The organism is Tumebacillus avium, from assembly GCF_002162355.1.
In the GTDB taxonomy this organism is placed as follows: domain Bacteria; phylum Bacillota; class Bacilli; order Tumebacillales; family Tumebacillaceae; genus Tumebacillus_A; species Tumebacillus_A avium.
Genome location: NZ_CP021434.1, coordinates 4,987,508 through 5,012,519, shown reverse-complemented (window position 1 = coordinate 5,012,519; position 25,012 = coordinate 4,987,508). Strand labels below are relative to the sequence as shown.

The following is a 25,012-nucleotide window of genomic DNA, read 5'->3' as shown; positions in this document are numbered from 1 at the left end:
AGGAAATCGACAGCCTCCTCTGTTTGTACATACAGTTTATACATACAAAAAACCCTCTTCTCGGGCGGTCCAAGAAGAGGGTTAGCGTTCGTATGGAATACGTGTCCTCTCTTATCTGCCAAAGCGTATTGCTTTGCTGGAATTAGCACCTGTCTGTACACGGTTGCCGAGGCTTCGCAGGGCCAGTTCCCTCCGCCTCTCTGGATAAGAGTTCAAGTCATTCAGTTGTTGGACTGATACTATCACCTTTGAAACGTATGTGTCAATGGATTGTTTTATGTTCGTCCGCATAGAGATGAGAACAGGGGAAGGAGGAAGCAGGATGGCGATGAAGATACGCGGCGCGAAAAAGCCGGTCAACTGGCGCTTTATCATCTTTGCCTTGCTCGTCCTGTTCGTGTTTGTCATCGCGCAGACGGTCTATTTTGTGGAGAGCAGTCTGCGCCCGACGTTCATCAAGGTGGCGGAGGAGAAGACGCGGCACATCGCGACCGAAGCGATCAACGGCTCGATCTCGGAGCGGATCTCGGAGGATACGAACTACAGCAGACTGATCGATTTGAAAACGAGTTCTGCCGGGAAGGTGACAGCCGGCTATTTTAACATGGTCGAAGCGGCCCGCATCCAAAATGAAGTGACAAAAAGCATCGAAGGCGTGTTGCAGAGCCTGCAGGAGAAAAAGATGTACATTCCGCTTGGGCAGGCGGCCGGTTCGTCCCTGTTGTCGCAGCTCGGCCCGGACATTCCGGTCGAGATCGAGCCGGTCGGGAACGTGAAGTCTGACATCGGCTGGGAGACCCAGGAGCGCGGAATCAACCAGGTGATTCACACGCTGTATCTCGACATCACCGTGCACACGTCGGTCATCGTTCCGTTCACGACGACACCGTCAGAGGTGAAGACGAAAGTGCCGATCGCCTACGTCTTTCTGGTCGGCGACGTGCCGCAGATGGTGTTTAACGCTAAAGGGGAGACGGTGGGGCAGACGACGTCGAGTTCGCAGATCCCGATGCCGTCGATTCAACTGCCGAATCTTAATGATCAAGGGGATGAGGAAGCGAGTCAGGATACCTCTGCCACACCCGACGAAGGCGATGGGGAATAAGGTGTAAGGGGCGGAAGATGATGGTAAGATAGTGTCAGTAGTCAGATCGAGCAGGAGGACGACGCTATGAATCAGGCAAACATCATCGCAGCAGCTGAGGAATTTGTACAACGGGAACTGGGCGGGGACAGCTCGGGCCACGATTACTGGCACATCTACCGCGTCTGGCAGACGGCGAAGAAGATCGGGCAGGAAGAAGGCGCAGACCTTTTTGTTGTCGAACTGGCCGCGCTGCTGCACGATATCGCAGACGAGAAGCTAAATGAAAGCGAAGCGGCAGGGCTGGCGAAAGTGCGCGGCTGGCTGCAGGAGCAACATGTGGCCGCAGACGCGCTGGAGCACGTGATGGAGATCATCTCGACAATGTCGTTCAAAGGCGGCAGCAAAACGGGCATGGAGACGCTGGAAGGCGCCGTGGTGCAGGATGCCGACCGCCTCGATGCGCTGGGCGCCGTCGGGATCGCCCGGACGTTCGCCTACTCGGGTGCCAAAGGGCAGCTGTCACATGACCCGCATCTGCAGCCGCGCACCGACATGACGGCCGAAGAGTACCGCAAAGGCAAATCGACGGCGATCAATCATTTCTATGAAAAGCTGCTCAAGCTGAAAAACTTGATGAACACTTCTTACGGAAAACAGATGGCGGAGGGCCGGCATGCTGTGATGGAAGCGTTTTTGGAACAATTTTACGCGGAGTGGGAAGGCGAAAAGTGAGCAAAGACACGGCCTGTGAATAGGATAATGGATGAGAGATGTAACAGCGGTCACAGATAAACCTTTCCACCTTCCCTATACTAAGGGTAAAATAATAACAAAGTGCAACGCATCGCATGAGCGGTATATCTTCCGCCTATACTAAATGCGTATGCACAGAAATCAATTTGGAAGAACGAAATGGAGGCTACTTACAATGGAAGATCTTCGCGCACGCGTTCAAGAAGCACTTGACAAAATTCGCCCGGGCCTGCAAGCTGACGGCGGCGACGCAGAACTGGTAGAAGTAAACGGCGAAACCGGCATTGCACAAATCCGCATGACCGGCGCTTGCGGCGGCTGCCCGATGTCCACGATGACCCTGAAAATGGGTATCGAGCGCACCATCCGCTCCTTTGTACCGGAAATTCGCGAAGTTGTAGCAGTTTAATTCACTTACGTACGGAGGTACTAACCATGGCATCTGACGCAATCTTGACCATCACCGACGCGAACTTTGACGAAACGATCAAGAACTCGGACACCCCGATCTTGGTTGACTTCTGGGCGACCTGGTGCGGTCCGTGCCGCATGCTCGCTCCGGTCCTCGAAGATGTGGCTGGCGAAACTGCCGGCAAACTCTCGATCGGCAAGCTGAACATCGACGAAAACCAAACCACCACCCAAAAGTTTGGCGTCATGTCCATCCCGACCATGCTCGTCTTCAAAGGCGGCGAGGTTGTGAAGACCGTTGTTGGCTACAAGTCCAAGAAAGACCTGATGGACGAACTGGCTGGCGTACTGTAAGTCATACCGGAAGAAAGGCACCGCAGCTGCGGTGCCTTTTTTTGTATCAAAAAAGCACTGCCGATATGGCAGTGCCTTTTGCGTGTATCTTACAGCTTGGAAAACGCGCGGTCTGCGGCGAGCAAAGTAAAGGCGATGTCTTCCGGTGTATGTACCGTCGAGACGAACCACGCTTCGTATTTGGAAGGTGCCAGCAAGATGCCCTCTTCGAGGAGCAAGTGGAAGAAGCGGGCGAACTTTTCGCCGTCGGCCGACTTGGCGTCTTCGTAGTTTTTCACTTGGCGGTCGGTGAAGTACATCGCAAACGCGCCGCCGACGCGGTTCAAAGTGACCTTGTGGCCGTATTTGCGCGCCGACTGGAGCAGGCCTGATGCCAGCAGGCGGCCAAGGTCGCTCATGCGCTCATAGCTGCCCGGCTTTTGCAGCTCTTCCAGGCAGGCGATGCCAGCCGAGATCGAGGCCGGGTTGCCCGCCATCGTGCCCGCCTGATAGGCCGGGCCAAGCGGCGCAACTTGTTCCATGATGTCGATGCGGCCGCCATACGCGCCGATCGGCAGGCCGCCGCCGATGATTTTGCCAAGCGCCGTCATGTCGGGCGTCACGCCGAGCAGATTCTGTGCGCCGCCGTACATGAAGCGGAACGCGGTGATCACTTCGTCATAGATGACCAGCGCGCCGTGCTTGTGCGTCAGTTCATTGACGCCTTGCAGGAAGCCGGACTCCGGCGCGACGATGCCAAAGTTGCCGACGATCGGCTCGACCAGCACAGCCGCCACCTGATCGCCCCATTTCTCCAACGCCGCTTCATACGCTGCGAGGTCGTTGAACGGAACGGTGATCACATCCTCCGCGATCGACTGCGGAATCCCTGCCGAATCGGGAATGCCCAGCGTCGACGGGCCGGAGCCTGCCGCGACCAGCACGAGGTCGGAGTGACCGTGATAGCAGCCGGCGAATTTCATGATCTTGTTGCGTCCGGTGTAGGCGCGGGCAACGCGGATGCAGGTCATCACCGCTTCGGTGCCGGAGTTGACGAAGCGGACTTTTTCCAGTGAAGGGATCGCTTCCTGCAGCATTTTTGCAAAATCGATCTCCAGCGTCGTCGGCGCCCCGTAGAGCAGCCCTTGATGCGCAGCGCGGGTGATCGCTTCCGCCACGTGTTGGTTGCCGTGGCCGTGGATCAGCGGGCCGTACGCGGCGAGATAGTCTATGTAACGGTTGCCGTCCACGTCATAAAGGTACGCACCGTCGCCTTTTTCCATAAAGACGGGCGCGCCGCCGCCCACCGCTTTGAACGAGCGGGACGGAGAGTTGACGCCGCCGACGATAACCTGCTGCGCGTCTTCATAATAACGTTCCGAGTTGGAACGGTTGAGGTTTGCCATGATCAATCTCCACCTTTCTTGTCCATTACTTATCGTACCAAAAAATCGGACGACCGACATTCTTATTTTCCCTCCTTCGAAGACTGTACAAAGCCCTGCAAACGAACGGAGGAACCTCAATGAATCCCAAATGGAAAAAAATCGCTCTGATCACCGCTCCGATCCTGGTCGCCGGATCGGTCTATGCTTTTACCAACGCGTCGGCGTCCAATGAGGACAACGGCATCACCGGCACGCTCGTCGCTTCACAGACGTTGACCCCGGAAGAGATCGCTGCTCTGGAAGCGGCGAAACCCGCTCCTGCAAGCTCGACCACCGAACCGTCGGTGGACATGGAGTCGATCAACCCGTTCACCGTCTACACGCCGCCTGCGGCGTCGTCCGATACTGCGACCACACCGGCGGCGACAACGCCTGCCCCGGCTCCGACACCGGAGACGGCCAAGCAGCCGTTCGCGCTGGAGAACGTGGCGAAGCTGGAACTGAAATCGCAGACCACGATGGGCGAGCTGAAGCTGGAGTTTAAGTCTGAAAAAGGCGAAGTGAAGCTCGAAGGGGAGATCGGCGACCGCAAGATCGAAGTGAAAGGGCAGCAGGCGCTCGACGTGCTGAACAAGCTGCTGGCCAGCCTCGGCCTGCAAGATTCGATGACTGCGCTGCTCCAAGGCGAAGACGTCAAGCTCGACGCGGCGCTGGCCGGCGCGCTGAAGGGCTTAGAGATCGAGCTGAAAGACGGGCGCAAGATCGAAACCAAGCAGCCGGGCAACGGCAACAACCCAAAAGCGCAAGGCAAGCACGACAACGGCAACCATTACGGCCAGGACAAAGCCAAGAAGGAAAAAGAGAACAAAGGCAAAGGAAAAGCCAAGGGCAAAGATAAACAAGATGAAGGCGAGGACGACTAAGCCCTGCCAGCCAAAAAGAGCAGACGCTTAGGAAAGCCTGCACAAAAATAGAACTGCCGTCTGTAAGCGGGATGGCAGTTTTTGCGTTTTAAAACGCCTGAAAGTCAGCTAGAATGGTAAGATGGAGAACCGCATGAAATGGATGTGATCGATTTTGGAAAAACGCGGGACAGAACTGCTGCGCAGCCTCCCTGCTGTGCACCGGCTGCTCGACCATCCGGTATGCCGGGAACTGGCCGAAGCGCACGGGCACAAATTGGTGTCCACCGCCGCCGGCGACATGATCGGCGAGGTGCGCGCCGGCATCCTGCAAGGGGACGAGACGGTGGAAACCAATCTCGACATGCTCGCCGACCGGGTGGCGGAGCGGGTGAAAAAGCAGTTTCAAATGAACTATCGCGCCGTGGTCAACGCAACCGGCGTCGTCTTGCACACCAATCTGGGACGCGCCCCGCTGGCAGACGCTGCGGTGGATGCGATTGAACGCACAGCAAGAGGGTATACCAATGTTGAGCTCAACCTGCAAACCGGCGAACGCGGCTCCCGCTATTCGCATGTCGAAGAGCTGATCTGCGAGCTGACCGGTGCGGAAGCGGCGCTTGTCGTCAACAACAACGCAGCGGCCGTCCTGCTCGTGCTGACCGAGATGGCCAAAGGCAAAAGCGTGATCATCTCGCGCGGCCAGCTCGTGGAGATCGGCGGTTCGTTCCGCGTCTCGGAAGTGATGAAGGCGAGCGGTGCCAACCTCGTCGAAGTCGGCACCACCAACAAGACGCACGAATACGACTACGAGCGGGCGATCGACGACGACACGGCGTTGATCCTGCGCGTACATACCAGCAACTTCCGTGTCGTGGGCTTCACCTATCAGCCGGAGCTGTCCGATCTGGTCGCTTTGGCGCATGCCCGCAATGTGCCGGTTTATGAGGACTTGGGCTCCGGCTCGCTGTTCGACCTGCGCGCGCACGGCATCGGCGATGAACCGACCGTGCGGGAGACGGTCAGGGCAGGCGTAGACATCTGCTCATTTTCCGGGGACAAGCTGCTTGGCGCAACACAAGCGGGAATTATCGTTGGCAAGCAGGAATACATAAAACGAATCAAGAAAAACCAATTGACCCGCGCCCTTCGCGTGGACAAGCTGACCCTGGCCGCGCTGGAAGCGACCTTGCGCCTGTATCTCGATGAAGATCTGGCCAAGCGCGACAATCCGACGCTGTGGATGCTGCTGCGCACGCCCGACTCGATGGGGCCGGAAGCGGAGCGGCTGCAGGCCGGACTGGCTGCCGTGTTTGGCGATGCGGCCGACGTGCAGGTGGAGCCGGGCTTTTCCCAAGTCGGGGGCGGTTCGCTGCCGACCGAAGAACTGCCGACCTGGCATGTGACGGTGAGATCCCGTCAGTTTTCGCTCAATGCGTTAGAACAATCGCTTCGTCACGTCCCGCTGCCGGTGATGACGACGATGCGCAAGGAGGCTATACATTTCGATGTCCGAACAATCTTCCCAAGAGAAATCCCCGCAGTTGTCGAAAGCGTCCGTGACGCCTTCGCAAGGCTCGGGTGACGCCGTGCTGCCAAGCGAACAGGTGCGTCTGACCCTGCTCACCGAAAAAGCTGGCTGAGGCTGCAAAATCGGCCCGGCCGACCTGGCGCAAGTTTTGCGTCATCTTCCGAAAAATATTCCTGATGCAAACCTGATCGTCGGCATTGACACGTCTGACGATGCAGGGGTTTACAAGCTGAATGACGAAACGGCGCTCGTGCAGACGGTGGATTATTTCACGCCGGTTGTGGACGACCCGTACATGTTTGGCGCGATTGCGGCAGCCAATGCTTTGTCTGACGTTTATGCGATGGGCGGGACGCCGCTGACGGTGCTGAACATCGTGGGCTTCCCGATCTCCAAGCTGGACAAGCAGATCCTCGCCGATATTCTGCGCGGCGGGGCGGACAAAGTCCGCGAATCGGGCGCGGTGATCGCCGGCGGACACTCGATCGACGACACCGATCCGAAGTTTGGCATGTCGGTGACGGGGATCGTGCACCCGGACAAGGTGTGGACAAACGCCGGAGCCAAGCCGGGCGACAAGCTGATCCTGACCAAGCCGATCGGCGTGGGCATCGTGACCACGGCGATCAAGCGGGGCAAAGCAACGCCTGAGCTGATCAAGCTGGCCGAAGAGACGATGGCTGCGCTGAACAAGGTGCCGGCGGAGACGGCGAAAGAATTTACCGTCCACGGCTGCACCGACGTGACCGGATTTGGTCTGGCCGGCCACGCGCTGGAGATGGCGCGCGGGGCGAACGCAGGCGTTGTGCTGTATGCGTCGCAAGTGCCGCTGCTGCCGGATACGGTCTCGCTCGTCGAGCAAAAAGTCTTCCCGGGCGGCACCGTGCGCAACATCGACTGGGTGAAAGACGATGTGACCTACGAAGGCGTGGATGAGAACACCAAGATCATCCTCTGCGATGCGGTCACCTCGGGCGGCCTGCTGCTCGCTGTGCCTGCAGAGGAAGCGGACGCGCTTGTCGCCAAGCTCCGCGACCGCGGCATCGCCGCTGCCTCGATCGTGGGCGAAGTGGTAGCCGATCATCCGTGCAAGCTGACCGTTCGTCCGTAAGAAAAAAGGGACTCCGTCTAGATGCGGAGTCCCTTTTTGTTGAGCGCAAACACCAGCCCGGGCAGCAGGAGCCACAAGAAGCCCCAATAGTTCCCAAACGCCCCGGCCAGCGCAACGTTTGCCAAAAAGCAGTTGTACAAGAAATGCCCCGTGATCACCGCTCCCAGCCCATACCGCCGGTACAGCCAGAAAAACAGCGGCCCGATCACCAGCCCCAACTCCAAGATGCGGTAGTACCACGGGGAAACATCATAGGTGAGATGCCCCATCGACCAGACGAGCGATGAGAGGATCGCCGCTGCGATCCACGATTTCAGCAAGCGGTTGAGAACGAAATTCCCCAGTCTGCGGAAGATCAGCTCTTCATTGATGGCGGCCGCCGCTGCAGCAACTCCGGTCAACAGGACGGGCCACGGGGACAGAGCGAGCGCTTCCTGCGGCCGCAGGTCAGAGAACCAAAAGCCCGCCTGAGCGGCAACCCACGCGAGGATCGTGCTCGCGCCAGCCAAGACGCCAAACACCCCATATCCGGCGATGATCTGTTGGTGTGGCCAATGGGGCACGACCCATCGCCGTTGCAAAGGCAGTTCTGACGTTAAAGTGATGACAAATCGCTCCGGTCTCGGCGGTGACGTCCGCTCATCTGGTGATTGCATAGGCAGTCCTGCCGGTGCTGTGATGACAAATACGCCAAATAAGATCATTCCGTATAGGAAACCGGTGATCAGTCCGGCAAGCGTTGGATTGATCAGCCAATAGAGCACCAGCATGCTGACGCTGATCAGCGCTTCGCCGAACATCCGCTGTCCTCTAACCCCCCATTTTGAAATCTGATAGAACGCGGTGAGCACAATCGCGGCAGCGACAGCCGTGAACGAGATCATGGTCAATCCTCGAACCGCATTTTCCACTTTTGAAGTGTTTTGAGCTCCTAGGTCTTCAGTCCCAGAGGAAGCAGCAACTTCCAGCCGGTGCTCGAATGCGTAAAATTGATCGCCGTAGAGCTCGGCGTGGATGACTTCGCGCAGGCCATCGTATTGGTAACCAGTCTCAAAGCTTAGCAATACATGCTCTACGCCCACATTATTAATAGAAGAAACAGATAATGACTGCAAGCTAAACCGCTTGATCAACTCCTGACGCACCTGTTCCGTCCGCGACGCGGCGGTGCCGGGGAATAGTGCCAAAGTCATGCCTCGGACGCCTTCGACACGGCCGTTCTGGCGGTTGACCAGCACTTCGGAATCGCCCGATTTTACCTTCCACATGACCAGCGGTTTGTTCGCATCCGCGGCCTCTTTTCGAAACGCTTCGGTCATCTTGCGCTCGTGCAGATAGCGCGACACGGCGCTGTTTTCTTCCTGCTTGAGAGTCACAGCAGCGTCACCGAGCCACAGAGCGGCCGTCGTCTTGGCTTGCGCAGGCGTGACGGCTGCCGGCAGGGGGGTGTGCTGCATCGCCTGCACCCAAAAGAGCTCGCAGAGCATCAGGGCCAATCCGATCAGCCCGAGCAGCAGCAAGCTCCGCATCTTTCGCACCATAAAGGCTCCTCCTCCAACACAGTTCCTCCAAGTGTAGCACAAAAATGAAAATTGATGTTGACATGCCAGATGTTTGCCAATATACTATTTGTTGCTATGAACCTTACATAGTCCATGAGGTTTACCCTCATCCTTTAAAAAAGCGATGATCAAGCATCATCGTTTTTTTCATGGCGTTTTTCGTGAAATGCTTCCTGAAATGTTTCCTGAAAAAGTTTACAAAATCGACATTGCAAAATGTTCCAATCCTTGATATAGTTAATCAGGATTCGAGAATTATCAGAATTGTTCCCGTCTATTTTACCAAGTTTTATCAGCGATGCGAGAACATGTATGATCTTTCTCAAAATGGGCAATGTTGAAGAACGTGGGCTGAATTGTTACAGTTCTATGATATTTTCCTAGTTTCCCTGTTGCATGCTTGAAAATGCCTACAACTTCGACTACTGTAGAGTTGTTGCGCAGTTAAGAATCAATCAAAATCACAAAGTGTTAGCGAAAAACTAAGAATAATAGATAGCAGGTGACCCCATGGTTTTGTTGGAAAAAATACAGCGCTTTAACCGTCTGCTGCAAAAATCGGCTGCAAACGGCGTCGACTTCATGGAGCTGGCAAAATTGCTCAGCGACATGGTAGACTCTAACGTCTACGTGGTTTCGAAAACGGGCAAGATCTTGGGCTTTGGCCTTGCCGAGTACGAGCTCACCCTGGAGTGGAACCAGATCATGACTGTGGATCAGCGCTTCCCGGGCAACTTCAACGAGTCGCTGCTCAAGATCTCCGAAACGCAAAAGAACATCGAGAACAAAGAGCCGTTCTACGTGTTCTCCGCAGAAGAGAACGAAGTGTTCAAGAAGAAAAACCTGACCATCGTTCCGATCGTCGGCGGCGGCACGCGCCTTGGCACCCTGGTGCTGGCGCGCCTGAACAACCAGTTCACCGATGAAGACCTCATCCTCGCCGAATACGGCGCGACTGTGGTCGGCATGGAGATCATCCGCTCCGAGCAGGAAGAAATTCATGAAAAGGCCCGCCAGCGCGCAATGGTCATGATGGCGCTCGAATCCCTGTCCTTCTCCGAGCAGGAAGCGATTCAGCACATCTTCAAAGAGCTGGAAGGCTCCGAAGGCCTGCTCGTCGCTTCCAAGATCGCAGACCGCGTCGGCATCACCCGTTCGGTCATCGTCAACGCGATCCGCAAACTGGAATCGGCAGGCGTCATCGAATCCCGCTCGCTCGGTATGAAAGGCACCTACATCAAGGTGCTCAACCCGCTGTTCCTCGAACAGCTCGAAGCGATCGACAAGTAAATAACGCAAAAACGTCCTGCCCTCATCGCGAGGCAGGACGTTTTTTTATGTTCGAAAACTACAATCTCTATTGCCCCTGCAAATACCCCACAATCGCTTGAAACAGCCCCTCGGCCGCTCCTTCCCCATGTCCGGCCTCTTTCGTTTTCAGCTCATCCTGCGGATTGGTCAAAAACGCCGTCTCGACCAGAATCGCCGTCACCTGATTCTCCCGCAAGACATAGTAGTCCCCATAGCGCGCCCCGAGATCGGGCAGCCCAAGCGACTTCACCAGTTCCTGCTGCACACGCACTGCTAACTGGTGGTCTTTGCCGTTTTCGCTGTAGTAAAAGGTCATCGACCCGGACAAGGCCGCATCATCGTTCGTATTGTAATGCAGCGACACAAACAGGTCTGCCCCTTCCTGTTCGGCCAGTCGCACCCGTTCGTCGAGCGTCACAAAGCGGTCGTCTTCGCGGGTCAGCACCACGTGCGCGCCGGTGGTGACCAATTTGTTGTACAGGCTGCGGGCGAGGCTCAGGTTGAGGTCCTTTTCAAACACGCCCGTCTGCCGTCCGACCGCCCCGACATCAAAACCGCCGTGTCCGGCGTCGAGCACGATCGTTTTGCCGCGCAGCCGGTTGTCGAGCGTGGCCTGCTCTTCCGGCAAACTGCCAAGGTCGCCGCTCACGGTGGTCAGCCAGTCGGCGACCCAGGCTCGGGTATCGGGGTCGAGCTGCACCTGCAGCCACGCGCCCGACTTGGCGGTCACGGCAAACTGGCTCCCGGCTCGCCCGGCGGTCAGCACCGGGAAATTGGTGCCGGGCCCGGTGCGCAGGTTGGCCGGCTCCTTGAGCTTCACCTGCACCGCCGCAGCATCGCCGGGACGGGACTCCGCTTGCGGCAGAGCTTGTCCCGGCAGGCGGAGGTACTCGGTGGCGACATACCCCGTGCCGCCGCCATAGGTGATCTCCGTCCATCCGCCTGCTTTCTCGGCATGCACCGGCACGATCTCATTTTGCTGCAAGATGCCAAGCACCTTGGCCTCCAGCGACGGAGCTTCGCGCACGTTCAGCTCTTTTGCCACCACCGTCGCTTGGCTTTGCTGCGTTTTCGCGGCCGATTTGGCTTTGTTCTGCGACTCGGTGACCAGCCAGCTCGCCACCCAGCCGGTGCGCTCGTCAGGCAGGCGGATCTGCATCCAGTCGCCGTTATGCTGCAAGAGCGGATACAAGGTGCCAGGTCCAATCGTCGTCACGATCTCGTAAGACGTGGACGCGCCGCCGCGCACGTTGACATGCGCTTCTTTCGCTTCCACGACCGGGATCGTCGGGTTCGAGGCGGCAAAGCGCGTTCCTTCTTTGACGAGCGAAGCGTGAATCCACCCCGACTCGCCTTTGCCCGTTCGCACCTGATACCAGTCGTTGCTGACCGAGATCACTTCGTACGAGTCGCCAAAATCGGCCGTGCCGATCACAGCCGTCTCTGTGCCTGCACCAGTTCTGATGTTCACATCATAGGCGGTGACCTTGACGAAACGGCCCTCTTCCGCAAAGGCGGCCAAGGAAAAAATCAGACTAAACAAAAGCACCAAAACGATCAGCCGATTTCGATTTTTCACAGCTTCCTTGACCCCCTTTATCGTGTTGTCTGAGGGAACATTTCGCGGCCATTTTTGTAAAATCCTTCCCCTCGACACCGTTAGATTCCAATCCGACAGGGAAGACTAAAGAGAGTCAAAAAGCGACATTCGAGGAGGGCTTTTCCATGCGCAAAACGATCCATCAACAAGTAGCTACCTTCACGAACCGACGTCTCTTAAACGTCGATTTTCATGACTTTCTGCAAAAGTCGCAGTACATGGAAGATGTGGAGCTGGCGACCGAATTTTCGCTCAGTTCCCGCGAAGTGCAGCATATGCGCGCCAAGATGCAAAAATAGTGGACGCACCTCCCTTGGATGGGTACACTGGTATCTGGAGGTGACGGTCAATGCGGATTAGCATCGATCTTGGCAACCTGAATTACCAGCGAGAAACCAGCCGGCTGACCCACCTGTTTTTTGAAGAAGACGAAGTGGTCTTTGAAGAGCAGGAGGACGCCGCGATCTATATAACGCTTCGGCTGACCGGGCAGAGCGACGATTACGTGTCGGCCCGTGCCGAACTGTATGACAAGCGGAGCGGTCAGCGCTATGTGAGCGAGCATCGCAGAAGCGTCACGCCGCCCGGCGAGACCGCGCTGAAAAAGCGCAGCAAGCAGGCGGTCTTGTGGGTGCTGCACGACGTGTTGGAACAGCTGACCGGCGAGCACCAGCCGTGGGGGATCTTGACCGGCGTGCGCCCGATGAAGCTCGTCCACAACATGCTCGAAGAAGGCAAAAGCACAGCTTTGATTCGCAGCGCGCTGCAGGAGCAGTATCTGATCTCGCCGGAGCGCATCGATCTGCTGATGGAGATCGCTGACGTGCAGTTGAATGCGATGCCCGACCTGTACGAGATCGACAAGCAGGTCTCCTTGTACATTGGCATCCCGTTTTGCCCGACGCATTGCGCCTACTGCACGTTCCCGGCCTACTCGATGGAGGACAAGGCGACCTATGCGCCGTCGTTCCTCGATGCCCTGGAGCGGGAGTTTGAGCGGGTCGGGGCGTTTTTGCATGAGCAGTCGATCCCGGTGACCAGCGTCTATCTCGGGGGCGGCACGCCGACCTCGCTGCAGGCGCCGGAGCTGACCCGTGTCTTTGAGGCGCTCTACCGCCACATTCCCGATGCGGACAAGTGGCGCGAGTTCAGCGTGGAAGCGGGCCGCCCGGACACGATCACGCCGGAGCGGGTGGAAGTGATGCGCAAGTACGGGGTGAACCGCATTTCGGTCAACCCGCAGACGTTCAAAGCGGAGACTTTGAAAACGATCGGCCGCGGCCATACGCCAAACATCGTCGACAAGCGGTTCCATCTGGTCAAAGAGGCCGGGTTCGAAAACATCAACATGGACATGATTCTCGGACTGCCCGGCGAATCGGTCGAAGATGTGCGAAACACGCGCGAACGCATTGAAGCGCTGATGCCCGATTCGGTCACCGTGCACACGATGTCGTTCAAGCGCACGTCCGATGTGACGAAGGAGAAGGACTCCTACGACATCCCGCACACGCAGGTCGTGCGCCAGATGATGCAGGAGACGGCCGCCTGGGCGCGGGGCTTAGGCTATCACCCGTATTACGTATACCGGCAAAAAGACATCTTGGGCAACCTCGAAAACGTCGGGTACGCCATGCCGGACAAAGACTCGATCTACAACATCGCGATCATGGAAGAGCGCCAGACGATCATTGGGCTTGGCGGCGGCGCGTCGACCAAACTGTACAAAAAGGGCGAATTCTTAGGCCATATCTATAACGCCAAAGAACCGAAAGCGTACGTGGACTCGGTGGATCAGACGACCGACAAAAAGCTGAACAAACTCCGCGAACTGTTTACGGAGACCCTGACGCCCCGTTCGTAGTGGAACGGGGTTTCTTTTGTGAAGCAATCTTTTGTGATAGACTGGAAGTTAGCAAATACTGGTGAAGTAGGGGAACGTTTTATGTCTGCAAAAAAGGGATTGGCAGCCGGCGCATTGTCTTTGGCTGCAGCGGGTTTGATTTCGAAGATTCTCGGGGTTGTCTATATCGTTCCGTTTCAGAATATGGCGAAGGATTACGCGATGGGCCTGTACCAGAACGCCTACGCGATCTATGTGGTGATGCTGACTTTGGCGACTGCTGGCGTGCCGCTGGCGATCTCCAAGCTGGTTTCCGAAAAAAACGCCCTGCGCGATTATGCGGGGGCTGATCAGATCTACCGCGTGGGGGCGCGGTTTTTGGCGTTGGCCGGGGTGCTGGTCTTTGTCGTCCTGATGCTCCTCGGCGGCTGGATCGGCATCTGGATGGGGAACTATCACAGCTCGACGGCGATCCGGGCGCTGGCGTTCGCATTGCTTGTCGTGCCGCTGCTCGCTGCGATGCGCGGGTATATCCAAGGGCACCAGGCGATGGCCGTCTCCGGCAACTCGCAGGTCGTCGAGCAGTTGGTGCGGGTGACGGTGATCTTGCTGGGCGTGTTTGTCGCAGTAAGGCTGGGCGCTGAAGCGCGGGTGACCGCTGCTGTGGCGACGTTTGCTTCGGTGCTGGGCGCGTTTGCGTCTTTGATTTTCCTCGGCAAGCATGTTGTGAAGCAGCGGCGCGAGAACCGCAAGAAGTACCTGCGCGCCTCCACAGAAGCGAACAAGGTGGTGCTGCGCCGCATTTTGAAAGTGGCGATCCCGATCTCCTTGTCCTCGATCGTCTTGCCATTGTCGCAGATGCTCGACGCGTTTACGATCACCAACCTGCTGGTGTTTGGCTTCGACTGGACGAAGGAGTTGGCGACGTCCGAGTTTGGCGTGTATACGGCACGGGCCTTGCGCCTGATCGCGCTGCCGCTGTCGCTGGCGGTCGCCGTCGGGCTGTCCTTGATGCCGGCGATCTCCGAAGCGATCGCGCAGAAGAACCTCAAGCTGCGCAATGACCGCGTGATCATGGCGTTTCGCCTGACCTCCTTTTTCTCCTTCCCGACGGCGGTCGGACTGTATGTGCTGGCCGGGCCGATCGACATCGCCCTGTTCACCGACCTGAAAGGGGCGGACACGATCGCGGCGATCTCGTGGATGGCGATCTTCTCGTCGTATGAACTGGTCTGCGCGTATATTTTGCAGGCGATGGGCTACATGTACATGCCGATCCGCAACATGTTTGCCGGGCTCGGATTGAAATTGATTTTGCTGATCTTCCTCGTGCCGAAGTTCGGCATCCTCGGTGCGGGCTTGGCGGCGGTGGTCGGCTATGTGCTGTCCTCGGGGCTGAACTTCGCGGCGGTGAAGCGTCTGGCCGAGATCCCAATGTCGTACTACTCCTTGTTCGGCAAGCCGCTCTTGTCGTCTGCCGTGATGGGGATTGTCGTCTGGATGCTGACCCGGATTCCGCTCGATGTGATCATTCCGTGGCCGCGCATTGAGAGCCTGGTGCTCGTCATGCTTGGCGGCGCGGTTGGAGCGGTGGTGTTTGGGGGGCTGATGATCGTGCAAAAGGGCATCACCAAAGAAGAGCTGCGCCGGATGCCGGGAGTGAAGCGCTTTGTCCGCTAGCTATACGGAACTGCTCAAGGTTCGCAACTACCGCCTGCTCTTTTCCGGTCAGGTGCTCTCCCAACTGGGCGATGCGATCTACGAGGTCGGCATCGTCTGGCTGGTCTATCAGATGACCGGATCGGCCGCCGCGCTGAGCTGGCTGGTGCTGTGCCAGACGGTGCCGTTTCTCGTGCTTGGTGTGGTCGCGGGCGCGTACGTCGACCGCTGGGACCGCAAGCTGACGATGGTTGTCACCGATGCGCTGAGGGGCTTTACGGTGCTGTATTTGGCTGTGCGATACGGGCTCGGAGACTTGACGCTGTGGGAAGTGTGCGTCGTCGCGGCGCTGCTCACCTCGGCCCGGGCGTTTTTCCATCCGTCACTGCGGTCGATTCTGCCGCAGATGCTGCCGCGCGAAGACTTGCTGCTCGCCAACTCGCTGTCGGAGAGCGCCAAGCGCATCTGCAAAGTCGGCGGCATGCTGCTCGGCGGCGTGCTGATGGCGTGGGGGCAGGCCGATCTGATGCTGTGGCTTAACGCAGGGAGCTTCTTTTTGTCGCTCTGGACGGTGTGGCTGATCCTGCTGCCCAAAGGGGAGCGCGGACCTGCTGACCGCCGTGCGGGCTCGATCTTCCAAGACATTCGGAGCGCCGGGCGGGAGATTCGCGGGGAAAAAGCGGTCTTGGCCGCGATCCTGCTCTCGTCGCTGGGCCTGATCGCCTCGGCCGGAATGATCAAGATCGGCTTGCCGCTCTTGGCCGGGGAAGGGCTGGGCGGTGACGGGGATGCGTACGGCCTGCTCATGGCTTGTTTCTCGGTCGGGATGTTCCTGTCGGCCGCGTTGATGAAAAAGTTGTCCCGGTTGAAGATTCTCACCCTGGTCGCGCTGGGCTGGCTGATCTACGGCGTGACGTTTGGGGCGCTGGCTTTGACGCCGCCGCTCCTGCTCTGCTGCCTCTTGGTCGGGCTGACCGGATTCGCCCATTTTCTGACCGACATTCCGGTGACGACGATCATCCAGCAAAAGATGCCCCTGTCGCGCATGTCGGCCTGCCAGAGCATCTGGGCGACCGCTTCGTTTGGCTCGGAGTCGCTTGGCGTGGCGGTGGCCGGGCCGCTGCTGGGGCTGCTTACCGTGACGGCCGGGTTTACGGCGGCCGGAGGAATTTTATTTGCATTAGGACTCCTTCCGCTGATAAAACTTCGCAGTCGTGGGCAAAATAGGCTTGACAGACGATCATTGGCTGAGTAAGATTACTCTTAATTCAATCCCACGAGATCCAGTGAAAGGGCCCAGTAGTTAAGGACCCGCCTAGTCAGAGAGGAGACACCGCGGCTGAAAGTGTCTCTCTAGCGCACCCTTGATGAATGACACCCTGGAGGACCCCCTGCGAAACGCTTGCCGGCAAGCGCGGTAGCAGGGCGGCGTGACCGGACGTTACCCGGCGAGTGGAAGCTGGCTTTGTGCAGCTTCAAATAGGGTGGTACCACGGGAAGTCACAGCTCTCGTCCCTAAGCGATATACGCTTAGCGACGGGAGCTTTTTTATTTTTGATTTCACTAGTTGATCGATGTTCAAGTATGAGGAGGCACGTCCCCTATGATGACCAATCGCCCGCGCGGCACTAACGACATTCTCCCCGGCGATGTGGAGAAATGGCAATTTATCGAGAAGACGGCACGCGAAGTTTGCCGTCGCTTTAACACCGCAGAAGTCCGCACCCCGGTCTTCGAGCACACCGAGCTGTTTGCACGCGGTGTCGGCGAAACGACCGACATCGTGGAAAAAGAGATGTACACTTTCCAGGATCGCGGCGAACGCTCGCTGACCCTGCGCCCGGAAGGCACCGCTTCGGCCGTTCGCGCCTTTGTGGAAAGCAAGCTCTACGCACAGCCGCAGCAGCCGACCAAGCTGTTCTACATCGGCCCGATGTTCCGCTATGAGCGTCCGCAGTCCGGCCGTTACCGCCAGTTCCACCAGTTTGGCGTCGAAGTGCTGGGCGCCAGCGACCCGAGCGTCGACGCAGAAGTCATCGCGCTGGCGATGACGTTTTTCACCGAGCTGGGTCTGAACGACATCACGCTGGAGATCAACTCGGTCGGCTCTCCGGAGAGCCGCACGAACTACCGCGATGTGCTGCGCAGCCACCTGCACCCGGTGAAAGAAGAGCTCTGCGCAGACTGCCAGAGCCGCTATGACCGCAACCCGATGCGCATCCTCGACTGCAAAGTCGACAAGTGCAAGACCTTGACCCAAGGCGCGCCGGAGATGCTCGATCACCTGACCGACACCGACCGCGAGCACTTCCAGGCGGTCTGCTCCTACCTCGAATCGTTTGGCATCAACTACACCGTCAACCCGCGCATGGTGCGCGGCCTCGACTACTATACGCAAACGGCGTTTGAGTTTATCGAAAACGGCTCCACGCTCTCCGGCGGCGGCCGCTACAACGGCCTCGTCGAGCAGCTCGGCGGACCGGAGATGCCGGGCATCGGCTTTGCTGTCGGCATCGAGCGTGCCTTGATCGCGCTGCAGAACCAGCAGGTCGAATTGCCGATCGCCAAAGGCATCGACGTCTTCTTCGTCGCACTCGGCGAAGCGGCGCAACAGCACAGCGTCAAGCTGCTGCACGAAATGCGCGTCGCCGGCATCGTCGCCGACAAAGACTATCTCGGCAAAAGCATGAAAGCGCAGATGAAAGCGGCCGACCGCTTGAGCGCCCGCCAAGTTGTCATCCTCGGCGACGACGAGCTTGCCCAAGGCGTCGCCAACGTCAAAGACATGGAGACGGGCGAACAGATCACCGTGCCGCTCGCCGAACTGATCGAAAAAGTGCAGAGCAACATGTAGCGATACCAGGCCACACCGGGCCAATACAGGGGGAACCAACCATGAGTGAACAGCAAACATTGTATCGCACGCACCGCGCGGGCGAACTTCGCAAAGAACACGCCGGCCAAACGGTCGTCCTGACCGGCTGGGTACAGCGCCGCCGCGACCTCGGCAACCTGATCTTCATCGACCTGCGCGACCGTTCCGGCTTTGCCCAAGTCGTGTTCCAGCCGACCGAAGAAGCGGGCAGCCAAGCGCTGATGGCGCAAGGCGACAAGCTCCGCGGTGAATACGTGATCGCGATCGAAGGCGTTGTGGCCGAGCGTGAAGCGGGCGCGGTCAACGCCAAGATCCCGACCGGCGAGATCGAAGTCAAAGTCTCGAAAGTCGAAATCTTGAACGCTGCGAAAAACACGCCGTTCTACATCCAAGACGGCATTGATGTCGATGAGAATCTGCGCCTGAAATACCGCTACCTCGACCTGCGCCGCGCGGAGATGCAAAAGATCTTCCTGCTCCGCTCGAAAGTGACCACCTATCTGCGCAACTTCATGGACCACAACTCCTTCATCGAAGTGGAAACGCCGATCCTGACCAAATCGACCCCGGAAGGCGCACGCGACTACCTCGTGCCGTCCCGCGTCCATCCGGGCGAGTTCTACGCCCTGCCGCAGTCGCCGCAGCTGTTCAAGCAGCTCCTGATGGTCTCCGGCTTTGAGCGCTACTACCAGATCGCGCGCTGCTTCCGCGATGAAGACTTGCGCGCAGACCGCCAGCCGGAATTCACCCAGCTCGACATCGAGCAGTCCTTCATGTCGATGGATCAGTTCCAAGAGATGGTCGAAGAGATGATGACAGGCGTGTTCCAAGCGACGATGAACGTCGAGATTCCGCGTCCGTTCCCGCGCATCACCTATCGCGAAGCGATGGCGCGCTACGGCTCCGATAAGCCGGACGTCCGCTTTGGCCTCGAACTGCAAGACCTGACCGAGCAAGTGCGCGGCTCCGGCTTCAAAGTGTTCAACATGGCGATCGAAAATGGCGGCGAAGTGAAATGCATCGTGGCGCCGGGCTGCGCGTCCTACTCCCGCAAGCAGATCGACGAGCTGGAAGCGTTCGTCAAGCGCTACGGGGCAAAAGGCATGGCCTGGATCGCTGTTCAAGAAGAAGGCGTGAAGTCGCCGATCGCCAAGTTCTTCTCCGAAGAAGAGATGGCAGCGATCATCGCCCAGGCGGGCGCGCAAAAAGGCGACCTGCTGCTCTTCGCGGCCGACAGCAAGAAAGTGGTCGCCGATTCCCTTGGCGCTCTGCGCTCGAAGCTCGGCAAAGAGCTTGGCCTGATCGACGAAAGCAGCTTCAAGTTCATCTGGGTCACCGAGTTCCCGCTGCTTGAGCATGACGAAGAAGCGAACCGCTACGTCGCCGCTCACCATCCGTTCACCATGCCGATGGAAGAAGACCTGCACCTGTTGGAAACCGACCCGGCAAACGTCCGCGCCAAAGCGTACGACCTTGCCTTGAACGGCTTTGAGATCGGCGGCGGCTCGATGCGGATCTTCCGCCGCGAGATTCAGGAGCGCATGTTCCAAGCCTTGGGCTTCTCGAGGGAAGAAGCGTGGGAGCAGTTTGGCTTCCTGCTCGAAGCGTTTGAGTACGGCACTCCGCCGCACGGCGGCATCGCGTTTGGCCTCGACCGCCTGATCATGATCATGGCCGGCCGCCAGTCCCTGCGCGACACCATCGCTTTCCCGAAAACGTCGTCTGCGTCCGACCTGATGACCCAGGCGCCGTCGCCGGTCGTCACCGAACAGCTCGACACCCTGCACATCGCCCTGGGCGGGAAAGCATTGTCCGGCGTCGAAAAGCAAGAGGCTGAAGAAACAGAAGCAAAATAGTTCTTGGGAACTATGTGAATTTTCTTGCAACTCCTTAAATGGATGTGCTACTATCTAGTCAGAAGAACTTGAGTTGTTCATCCAAAGAACCCTCCAATGTTGGTGATTGTCTTTCGTTTTGATCCAACATTACCTATAAGGGATGCACGAGAGTCGCTGATGGGCGCGAGAGCCGCTGACAATCATGTCGAGGCGGATACCCGATATCAGAACTGGCAACCCACCTGCGCGAGCGGGTTCAAAACAATGGTAACACGGCTGCGAGGGGTTCTTTGACTTCATGATCAACAAATCACCAAACCCGGCTCTTTTTCAGAGTCGGGTTTTTCTGTGTCTTGGCATATGATATAGTAACGGGTAGAAAATCTATACAGTGGGAAGTGTTTATGAGTGATCGAACTGAAAAGTCAAGCTGAGATCGAAGTGATCCGCGAGGCCGGGCGCATCGTCGCGGAATGCCACCGCGAGATCAAAAAGCTGATCCGCCCCGGCATCACCACGATGGAGATCAATGATTTTGTCGACGCCTACATGCGCAGCAAAAATGCAGTTCCTGCCCAGATCGGCTACAACGGCTACCAGTACGCGACCTGCGCGTCGGTCAACGACGTGGTCTGCCACGGGTTCCCGTCCAAATACACGCTCAAAGACGGCGACATCGTCACGATCGACATGGTGGCCCTGCTCGACGGCCTGCATGCCGACTCGGCGTGGAGCTACGCGGTTGGCAACGTTTCGGAAGCGGCGCAGCAGTTGCTCGATGTGACGCATGACTGCCTGTTTAAAGGGATCGAACAGGCGGTCGTCGGCAACCGCATCGGCGATGTGTCGAACGCGATCCAGCTGCACGCCGAAGGGCTCGGCTACTCGGTCGTGCGCGAATACATCGGCCACGGCATCGGGCGCAAGATCCATGAAGAGCCGCAGGTGCCGCACTACGGTCCGGCCGGACGCGGCCCGCGCCTGCGCGAAGGCATGGTCTTTACGATCGAGCCGATGATCAACATCGGCAAGCACCACGTCAAACTCGATGAAAAAGACGGCTGGACGGTGCGCACCGCCGACGGATCTCTGACCACGCAATATGAACATACGATCGTCATCACCGCAGACGGCCCGCAGATCATGACCGTGCTGTAGTGAAAATTTGAGTGATGGTAAATGCCATCACTCATTTTTCATTTTAGTATAGGTTTTTAACTCTATTTCCGATATAATAGTTTTAATCATAATAGAGTAAATTTTCGGGCAAAGGAGTTTGGAGAAGATGAGAATCGATATGCGCAGTGATACGATGACCCAGCCTACGGAAGCGATGCGTAAGGCGATGTACGAGGCGGAAGTGGGGGACGTCAACGCGTTCGAAGACCCGACCGTACTGAAGCTTGAGGAACTTGCAGCCGAACGCCTGGGCAAGGAAGCGGCGCTGCTCGTCACCTCCGGCACGCAGGGCAATCAGGTGGCGATCCTTGCGCAGACGCAGCGCGGCGATGAGATCATCGTCGAAGCGTCGTCGCACATCGTCATGCTCGAAGGCGCGGCACAATGCGTGCTCGCAGGCGTCCAACCCCGTCAAATACCGGGCAAGCGCGGCGTGATGAACCCGAAAGAAGTCAAAGCGGCGATCCGTCCGTTCCTCGACCCGCATTATCCGAAATCCGCAATGATCTGCGTGGAGAACACGCACAACTTCCACGGCGGCGTGATCGTGCCGAATGAAAATCTCGCCGCGCTGCAGGAGATCGCCAAAGAGCACAGCCTGCGCATGCACATGGACGGCGCGCGCGTGTTTAACGCGGCGATTGCCCAAGGCATTCCGGTCAGCGAGATCACCCAATACGTCGATACGGTCCAAGTCTGCTTCACCAAAGGGCTGAGCGCTCCGATCGGCTCGATTCTCGCCGGCGACAAAGAGACGATCAACACCGCCCGCCACTGGCGCAAACGTCTGGGCGGCACGCTCCGTCAGGCCGGCGTTGTCGCAGCGCCGATGATCGTCTCGCTGACCGAGATGGTCGACCGCCTGGCTGAAGACCATGCCAACGCCAAACTGCTCGCCGAAGGGCTGGCCAACATCGAAGGCGTGGAGATCAACGTCGACGACATCGATACGAACATGGTCTATTTCTCGATGAAGGAAGACAGCCCGCTCACCGTGCGCGACCTGGTGATCGGCTGCTACCACGAAGGGGTGCTCGGCGGCATGATGACGCCGGAACAAGTCCGCTTCGTCACGCACAAGGACATCACGACCGAAGACATCCACAAGGCGCTGGAAGTGATCAACCGCGTTGTCAGAAGCAAAGTGACCGCCTAAGCGCATGAAAAGCCATCTGGGAAAGCCATCCTTCACGGGATGGCTTTTTTGCTCTATAATAAAAAGCAGAGTAATCTTCTCGGAAATGGAGAGTGTGCAACATGTATATAGATTTGCGGAGCGATACGGTCACCAAGCCGACCGAAGAGATGCGCAGAGCGATGTATGAAGCGGAAGTCGGCGACGACGTGATGCGCGATGACCCGACGGTGATCAAGTTGGAGGAGACGGCGGCGGAGATCCTCGGCAAAGAAGCGGCTTTGTACGTTTCGTCCGGCACCTTGGGCAACCAGATCGCCATTCAGACTCTGACTCGCTCCGGCGATGAGGTCATCCTTGAGCAGGACGCGCACATTTATTTGTACGAAGGCGCAGGCCACGCCGTCTATGCCGGGGTGAGCACCAAGACCCTGCCCGGCGTGCGCGGCGCGATGAACCCGGAGGATGTGCGCAAAGCGATTCGCACAGAAAATATCCACCATCCGCGCACCGGTCTGATCTGTGTGGAGAACACGCATAACAAGGCAGGCGGCACGATCTTGCCGCTGGAGCATCTGGAAGCGGTGTCGAAGATCGCCAAGGAACACGGTGTGCCGGTGCACATGGACGGCGCGCGCCTGTTTAACGCAGTTGTCGGCTCCGGGCACAAAGCATCGGCGTTTACGCAATATGTGGACACGGTGCAGGTCTGCTTTTCCAAAGGGCTGGGCGCGCCGGTCGGCTCTGTGCTCGCCGGCAGCAAAGAAGTGATCGAACAAGCCCGCTTCATCCGCAAGCGCATGGGCGGCGGGATGCGCCAAGTCGGCGTGATCGCAGCTCCGGCCTTGATCGCCTTGACCAAGATGGTCGACCGCCTGGCGGAAGACCATGCCAACGCCAAACTGCTGGCAAACGGTCTTGCCGAGATGAAAGGCTTGCAGATGGATGTCAGCTCTGTTGACACGAATATCGTCATCGTCAACGTGGCGAACTCGGGGCTCAGCGAACTGGAATTTGTCGCCCGCCTGAAGGACGAAGGCGTGCTCTGCGGCGACTTTGGCCCGGAGCTGGTGCGGTTCGTGACACACAAAGACGTCACCACCGAGCAGATTCAGGACGCGCTGGTCAAGATCGGCCGCGTTGTGCGGGGAGTTGCGTAACATTGGATCTGTTCGGCTATCAGGCACAAGAAGAACAGAAGCAGAACGCCCCGCTCGCCGCCAGAATGCGCCCGCAGAACCTGGAGGAGCTGATCGGCCAGGAAGCGATCATCGGCCAGGGCAAGCTCCTGCGCCGCGCCATCGAGACTGACAAGCTGACCTCCCTGATCTTCTTTGGCCCGCCCGGCACCGGGAAGACGACGATCGCCAAAATCATCGCCGGGCACACCAAATCGATGTTTCGCTCGATCAACGCCGTGACGGCCGGCATCGCCGACATCCGCAAAGTCGTCGAGGAAGCAAGAGACGCGTTGTCGATGTATTCGCAGCGCACCGTGCTGTTTGTCGATGAGATCCACCGCTTTAACAAAGCGCAGCAGGACGCTTTGCTGCCGCATGTGGAAGAAGGGCTGGTCATCCTGATCGGCGCGACGACGGAGAATCCGTTTTTTGAAGTGAACGCGGCGCTGTTGTCTCGTTCGCAGATCTTCCGCCTGCAGTCGCACAGCGAAGCCGACCTGATCACCATGGCTCAGCGCGCCCTGACCATCCCGCAGCGCGGGCTGGGACATCTCAATGTCAAGATGGATGAGGAAGCCCTGCAGCACATCGCCCGCTATGCGGACGGGGATGCACGGCGGATGTACAACGCGCTGGAGCTGGCCGTGCTCTCCACGCCGCCCGACTCCGCAGGCGTGGTCCACGTCACGGTCGAAGAAGCTGCCGAATCGATTCAGCGCCGCGTGGTCCGCTATGACAAAAATGCGGACGCGCACTATGACACCGTCTCGGCGTTTATCAAGTCGATTCGCGGCTCCGATCCGGACGGCGCATTGTATTGGCTGGCGAAGATGATCGACGCGGGCGAAGACCCGAAGTTTATCGCCCGCCGGATCATCATCTCGGCGTCTGAAGACATCGGCAATGCCGACCCGCGCGCGCTGCAGGTCGCAGTGTCGGCGATGCAGGCGCTGGAGATGATCGGGATGCCGGAAGGGCGGATCATTCTCGCCCAGGCGGTGACCTATCTGGCGACCGCGCCAAAGTCGAACGCCGCCTACATGGGCATCAACATCGCCCTGCAGGAGATCCGCGACGGCAGTTCGGTCGAAGTCCCGATGCACTTGCGCGACGCCCACTACAAAGGTGCGGCCAAGCTGGGGCATGGCAAAGGGTATCTCTACCCGCACGATTTCCCGGGGAATTATGTCGAACAAGGCTATCTGCCGCAAGAGCTTTCCGGGCGAACCTTCTATGCGCCAACTCGCAACGGCTATGAACAGATCATCTCAGACCGACTTCAGCACTGGCGAGGCAAGCGAAACGGGGGATAA

The 25,012-nt window shown here is 58.1% G+C and carries 21 protein-coding genes, 1 other RNA gene, 1 riboswitch and 1 other annotated feature; of the genes, 19 read left to right on the top strand and 3 right to left on the bottom strand.

What is annotated here, in order from left to right:
- Nucleotides 1–108 precede the first annotated feature (108 nt).
- Nucleotides 109–211, bottom strand: a riboswitch (SAM riboswitch).
- A 111-nt stretch (nt 212–322) separates the two neighbouring features.
- The 4 genes from yunB to trxA all read left to right on the top strand — a co-directional run bounded on the left by yunB (nt 323) and on the right by trxA (nt 2,605).
- On the top strand, nt 323–1,105 hold the full coding sequence (yunB, locus tag CBW65_RS23195; RefSeq protein WP_157722148.1) for a sporulation protein YunB: 783 nt from the start codon (nt 323–325) through the stop codon (nt 1,103–1,105).
- 66 nt (nt 1,106–1,171) lie between these two features.
- Nucleotides 1,172–1,819 (top strand): HD domain-containing protein, encoded by a 648-nt coding sequence (locus CBW65_RS23190; RefSeq protein ID WP_087458923.1) that lies wholly within the window; start codon nt 1,172–1,174, stop codon nt 1,817–1,819.
- 196 nt (nt 1,820–2,015) lie between these two features.
- Nucleotides 2,016–2,249, top strand: coding sequence for a NifU family protein (locus tag CBW65_RS23185; protein WP_087458922.1), 234 nt, complete (start codon nt 2,016–2,018; stop codon nt 2,247–2,249).
- Nucleotides 2,250–2,275: 26 nt separating this feature from the next.
- Complete coding sequence (gene trxA / locus CBW65_RS23180) at nt 2,276–2,605, top strand: thioredoxin (protein ID WP_087458921.1); 330 nt, start codon at nt 2,276–2,278, stop codon at nt 2,603–2,605.
- Nucleotides 2,606–2,694: 89 nt separating this feature from the next.
- Here the strand turns inward: trxA and CBW65_RS23175 are convergent, their stop codons facing one another.
- Nucleotides 2,695–3,990, bottom strand: coding sequence for a glutamate-1-semialdehyde 2,1-aminomutase (locus CBW65_RS23175; RefSeq protein WP_087458920.1), 1,296 nt, complete (start codon nt 3,988–3,990; stop codon nt 2,695–2,697).
- 119 nt (nt 3,991–4,109) lie between these two features.
- Between CBW65_RS23175 and CBW65_RS23170 the strand changes: the two genes are divergently transcribed.
- The 3 genes from CBW65_RS23170 to selD all read left to right on the top strand — a co-directional run bounded on the left by CBW65_RS23170 (nt 4,110) and on the right by selD (nt 7,516).
- Nucleotides 4,110–4,895 carry a hypothetical protein gene (locus CBW65_RS23170; protein ID WP_087458919.1) on the top strand — a complete coding sequence of 262 codons (786 nt, stop codon included), beginning with the start codon at nt 4,110–4,112 and terminating at the stop codon, nt 4,893–4,895.
- Nucleotides 4,896–5,049: 154 nt separating this feature from the next.
- Complete coding sequence (gene selA / locus CBW65_RS23165) at nt 5,050–6,459, top strand: L-seryl-tRNA(Sec) selenium transferase (protein WP_232463401.1); 1,410 nt, start codon at nt 5,050–5,052, stop codon at nt 6,457–6,459.
- 7 nt (nt 6,460–6,466) lie between these two features.
- Entirely contained in the window at nt 6,467–7,516 is a 1,050-nt protein-coding gene (gene selD, locus CBW65_RS23160; RefSeq protein ID WP_408646562.1) for a selenide, water dikinase SelD, read from the top strand.
- A 17-nt stretch (nt 7,517–7,533) separates the two neighbouring features.
- Here the strand turns inward: selD and CBW65_RS23155 are convergent, their stop codons facing one another.
- On the bottom strand, nt 7,534–9,057 hold the full coding sequence (locus CBW65_RS23155) for a CPBP family intramembrane glutamic endopeptidase (RefSeq protein WP_087458917.1): 1,524 nt from the start codon (nt 9,055–9,057) through the stop codon (nt 7,534–7,536).
- Nucleotides 9,058–9,588: 531 nt separating this feature from the next.
- Here CBW65_RS23155 and codY point away from each other — a divergent pair.
- A complete protein-coding gene (codY, locus tag CBW65_RS23150) occupies nt 9,589–10,368 on the top strand; it encodes a GTP-sensing pleiotropic transcriptional regulator CodY (RefSeq protein ID WP_087458916.1) in 780 nt (259 codons plus the stop codon).
- Nucleotides 10,369–10,435: 67 nt separating this feature from the next.
- On the opposite strand, the gene CBW65_RS23145 is transcribed toward codY, so the two are convergent.
- Nucleotides 10,436–11,968, bottom strand: a complete 1,533-nt coding sequence (locus tag CBW65_RS23145; RefSeq protein WP_157722147.1) for an N-acetylmuramoyl-L-alanine amidase family protein — start codon at nt 11,966–11,968, stop codon at nt 10,436–10,438.
- 146 nt (nt 11,969–12,114) lie between these two features.
- On the opposite strand from CBW65_RS23145, the gene CBW65_RS24475 reads away from it, so the two are divergent.
- From CBW65_RS24475 to CBW65_RS23095, 11 genes are all read left to right on the top strand, one after another.
- Nucleotides 12,115–12,288, top strand: a complete 174-nt coding sequence (locus CBW65_RS24475; RefSeq protein WP_157722146.1) for a hypothetical protein — start codon at nt 12,115–12,117, stop codon at nt 12,286–12,288.
- Between the two features lie 50 nt (nt 12,289–12,338).
- Complete coding sequence (gene hemZ, locus CBW65_RS23140; RefSeq protein WP_087458914.1) at nt 12,339–13,853, top strand: coproporphyrinogen dehydrogenase HemZ; 1,515 nt, start codon at nt 12,339–12,341, stop codon at nt 13,851–13,853.
- Nucleotides 13,854–13,934: 81 nt separating this feature from the next.
- Nucleotides 13,935–15,512, top strand: coding sequence for a putative polysaccharide biosynthesis protein (locus CBW65_RS23135; RefSeq protein WP_087458913.1), 1,578 nt, complete (start codon nt 13,935–13,937; stop codon nt 15,510–15,512).
- Nucleotides 15,502–16,746 carry an MFS transporter gene (locus tag CBW65_RS23130; protein WP_087458912.1) on the top strand — a complete coding sequence of 415 codons (1,245 nt, stop codon included), beginning with the start codon at nt 15,502–15,504 and terminating at the stop codon, nt 16,744–16,746. Before CBW65_RS23135 ends, CBW65_RS23130 begins: the two co-directional genes overlap by 11 nt.
- A gap of 22 nt (nt 16,747–16,768) precedes the next feature.
- Nucleotides 16,769–17,011 (top strand) — a binding site (T-box leader).
- A gap of 83 nt (nt 17,012–17,094) precedes the next feature.
- On the top strand, nt 17,095–18,345 hold the full coding sequence (gene hisS / locus CBW65_RS23125) for a histidine--tRNA ligase (protein WP_087458911.1): 1,251 nt from the start codon (nt 17,095–17,097) through the stop codon (nt 18,343–18,345).
- A gap of 41 nt (nt 18,346–18,386) precedes the next feature.
- The gene (gene aspS / locus CBW65_RS23120) at nt 18,387–20,222 is read left to right on the top strand and encodes an aspartate--tRNA ligase (RefSeq protein ID WP_087458910.1); all 1,836 of its coding nucleotides are present in this window, start codon (nt 18,387–18,389) and stop codon (nt 20,220–20,222) included.
- Between the two features lie 85 nt (nt 20,223–20,307).
- Nucleotides 20,308–20,495, top strand: a non-coding RNA gene (gene ssrS / locus CBW65_RS23115) — 6S RNA.
- 117 nt (nt 20,496–20,612) lie between these two features.
- Nucleotides 20,613–21,362 (top strand): type I methionyl aminopeptidase, encoded by a 750-nt coding sequence (gene map, locus CBW65_RS23110; protein ID WP_087458909.1) that lies wholly within the window; start codon nt 20,613–20,615, stop codon nt 21,360–21,362.
- A gap of 127 nt (nt 21,363–21,489) precedes the next feature.
- On the top strand, nt 21,490–22,539 hold the full coding sequence (locus CBW65_RS23105) for a threonine aldolase family protein (protein WP_087458908.1): 1,050 nt from the start codon (nt 21,490–21,492) through the stop codon (nt 22,537–22,539).
- 101 nt (nt 22,540–22,640) lie between these two features.
- Nucleotides 22,641–23,678 carry a threonine aldolase family protein gene (locus CBW65_RS23100; protein WP_087458907.1) on the top strand — a complete coding sequence of 346 codons (1,038 nt, stop codon included), beginning with the start codon at nt 22,641–22,643 and terminating at the stop codon, nt 23,676–23,678.
- Between the two features lie 2 nt (nt 23,679–23,680).
- Nucleotides 23,681–25,012 (top strand): replication-associated recombination protein A, encoded by a 1,332-nt coding sequence (locus CBW65_RS23095; protein ID WP_087458906.1) that lies wholly within the window; start codon nt 23,681–23,683, stop codon nt 25,010–25,012.

Excerpts from the sequence above, each read along its gene's own strand:
- yunB (WP_157722148.1), top strand. The coding sequence starts at position 323 with ATGGCGATGAAGATACGCGGCGCGAAAAAGCCGGTCAACTGGCGCTTT.
- CBW65_RS23190 (WP_087458923.1), top strand. The coding sequence starts at position 1,172 with ATGAATCAGGCAAACATCATCGCAGCAGCTGAGGAATTTGTACAACGG.
- CBW65_RS23185 (WP_087458922.1), top strand. The coding sequence starts at position 2,016 with ATGGAAGATCTTCGCGCACGCGTTCAAGAAGCACTTGACAAAATTCGC.
- trxA (WP_087458921.1), top strand. The coding sequence starts at position 2,276 with ATGGCATCTGACGCAATCTTGACCATCACCGACGCGAACTTTGACGAA.
- CBW65_RS23175 (WP_087458920.1), bottom strand. The coding sequence starts at position 3,990 with ATGGCAAACCTCAACCGTTCCAACTCGGAACGTTATTATGAAGACGCG.
- CBW65_RS23170 (WP_087458919.1), top strand. The coding sequence starts at position 4,110 with ATGAATCCCAAATGGAAAAAAATCGCTCTGATCACCGCTCCGATCCTG.
- CBW65_RS23155 (WP_087458917.1), bottom strand. The coding sequence starts at position 9,057 with ATGGTGCGAAAGATGCGGAGCTTGCTGCTGCTCGGGCTGATCGGATTG.
- codY (WP_087458916.1), top strand. The coding sequence starts at position 9,589 with ATGGTTTTGTTGGAAAAAATACAGCGCTTTAACCGTCTGCTGCAAAAA.
- CBW65_RS24475 (WP_157722146.1), top strand. The coding sequence starts at position 12,115 with ATGCGCAAAACGATCCATCAACAAGTAGCTACCTTCACGAACCGACGT.
- hemZ (WP_087458914.1), top strand. The coding sequence starts at position 12,339 with ATGCGGATTAGCATCGATCTTGGCAACCTGAATTACCAGCGAGAAACC.
- CBW65_RS23135 (WP_087458913.1), top strand. The coding sequence starts at position 13,935 with ATGTCTGCAAAAAAGGGATTGGCAGCCGGCGCATTGTCTTTGGCTGCA.
- hisS (WP_087458911.1), top strand. The coding sequence starts at position 17,095 with ATGATGACCAATCGCCCGCGCGGCACTAACGACATTCTCCCCGGCGAT.
- aspS (WP_087458910.1), top strand. The coding sequence starts at position 18,387 with ATGAGTGAACAGCAAACATTGTATCGCACGCACCGCGCGGGCGAACTT.
- CBW65_RS23105 (WP_087458908.1), top strand. The coding sequence starts at position 21,490 with ATGAGAATCGATATGCGCAGTGATACGATGACCCAGCCTACGGAAGCG.
- CBW65_RS23100 (WP_087458907.1), top strand. The coding sequence starts at position 22,641 with ATGTATATAGATTTGCGGAGCGATACGGTCACCAAGCCGACCGAAGAG.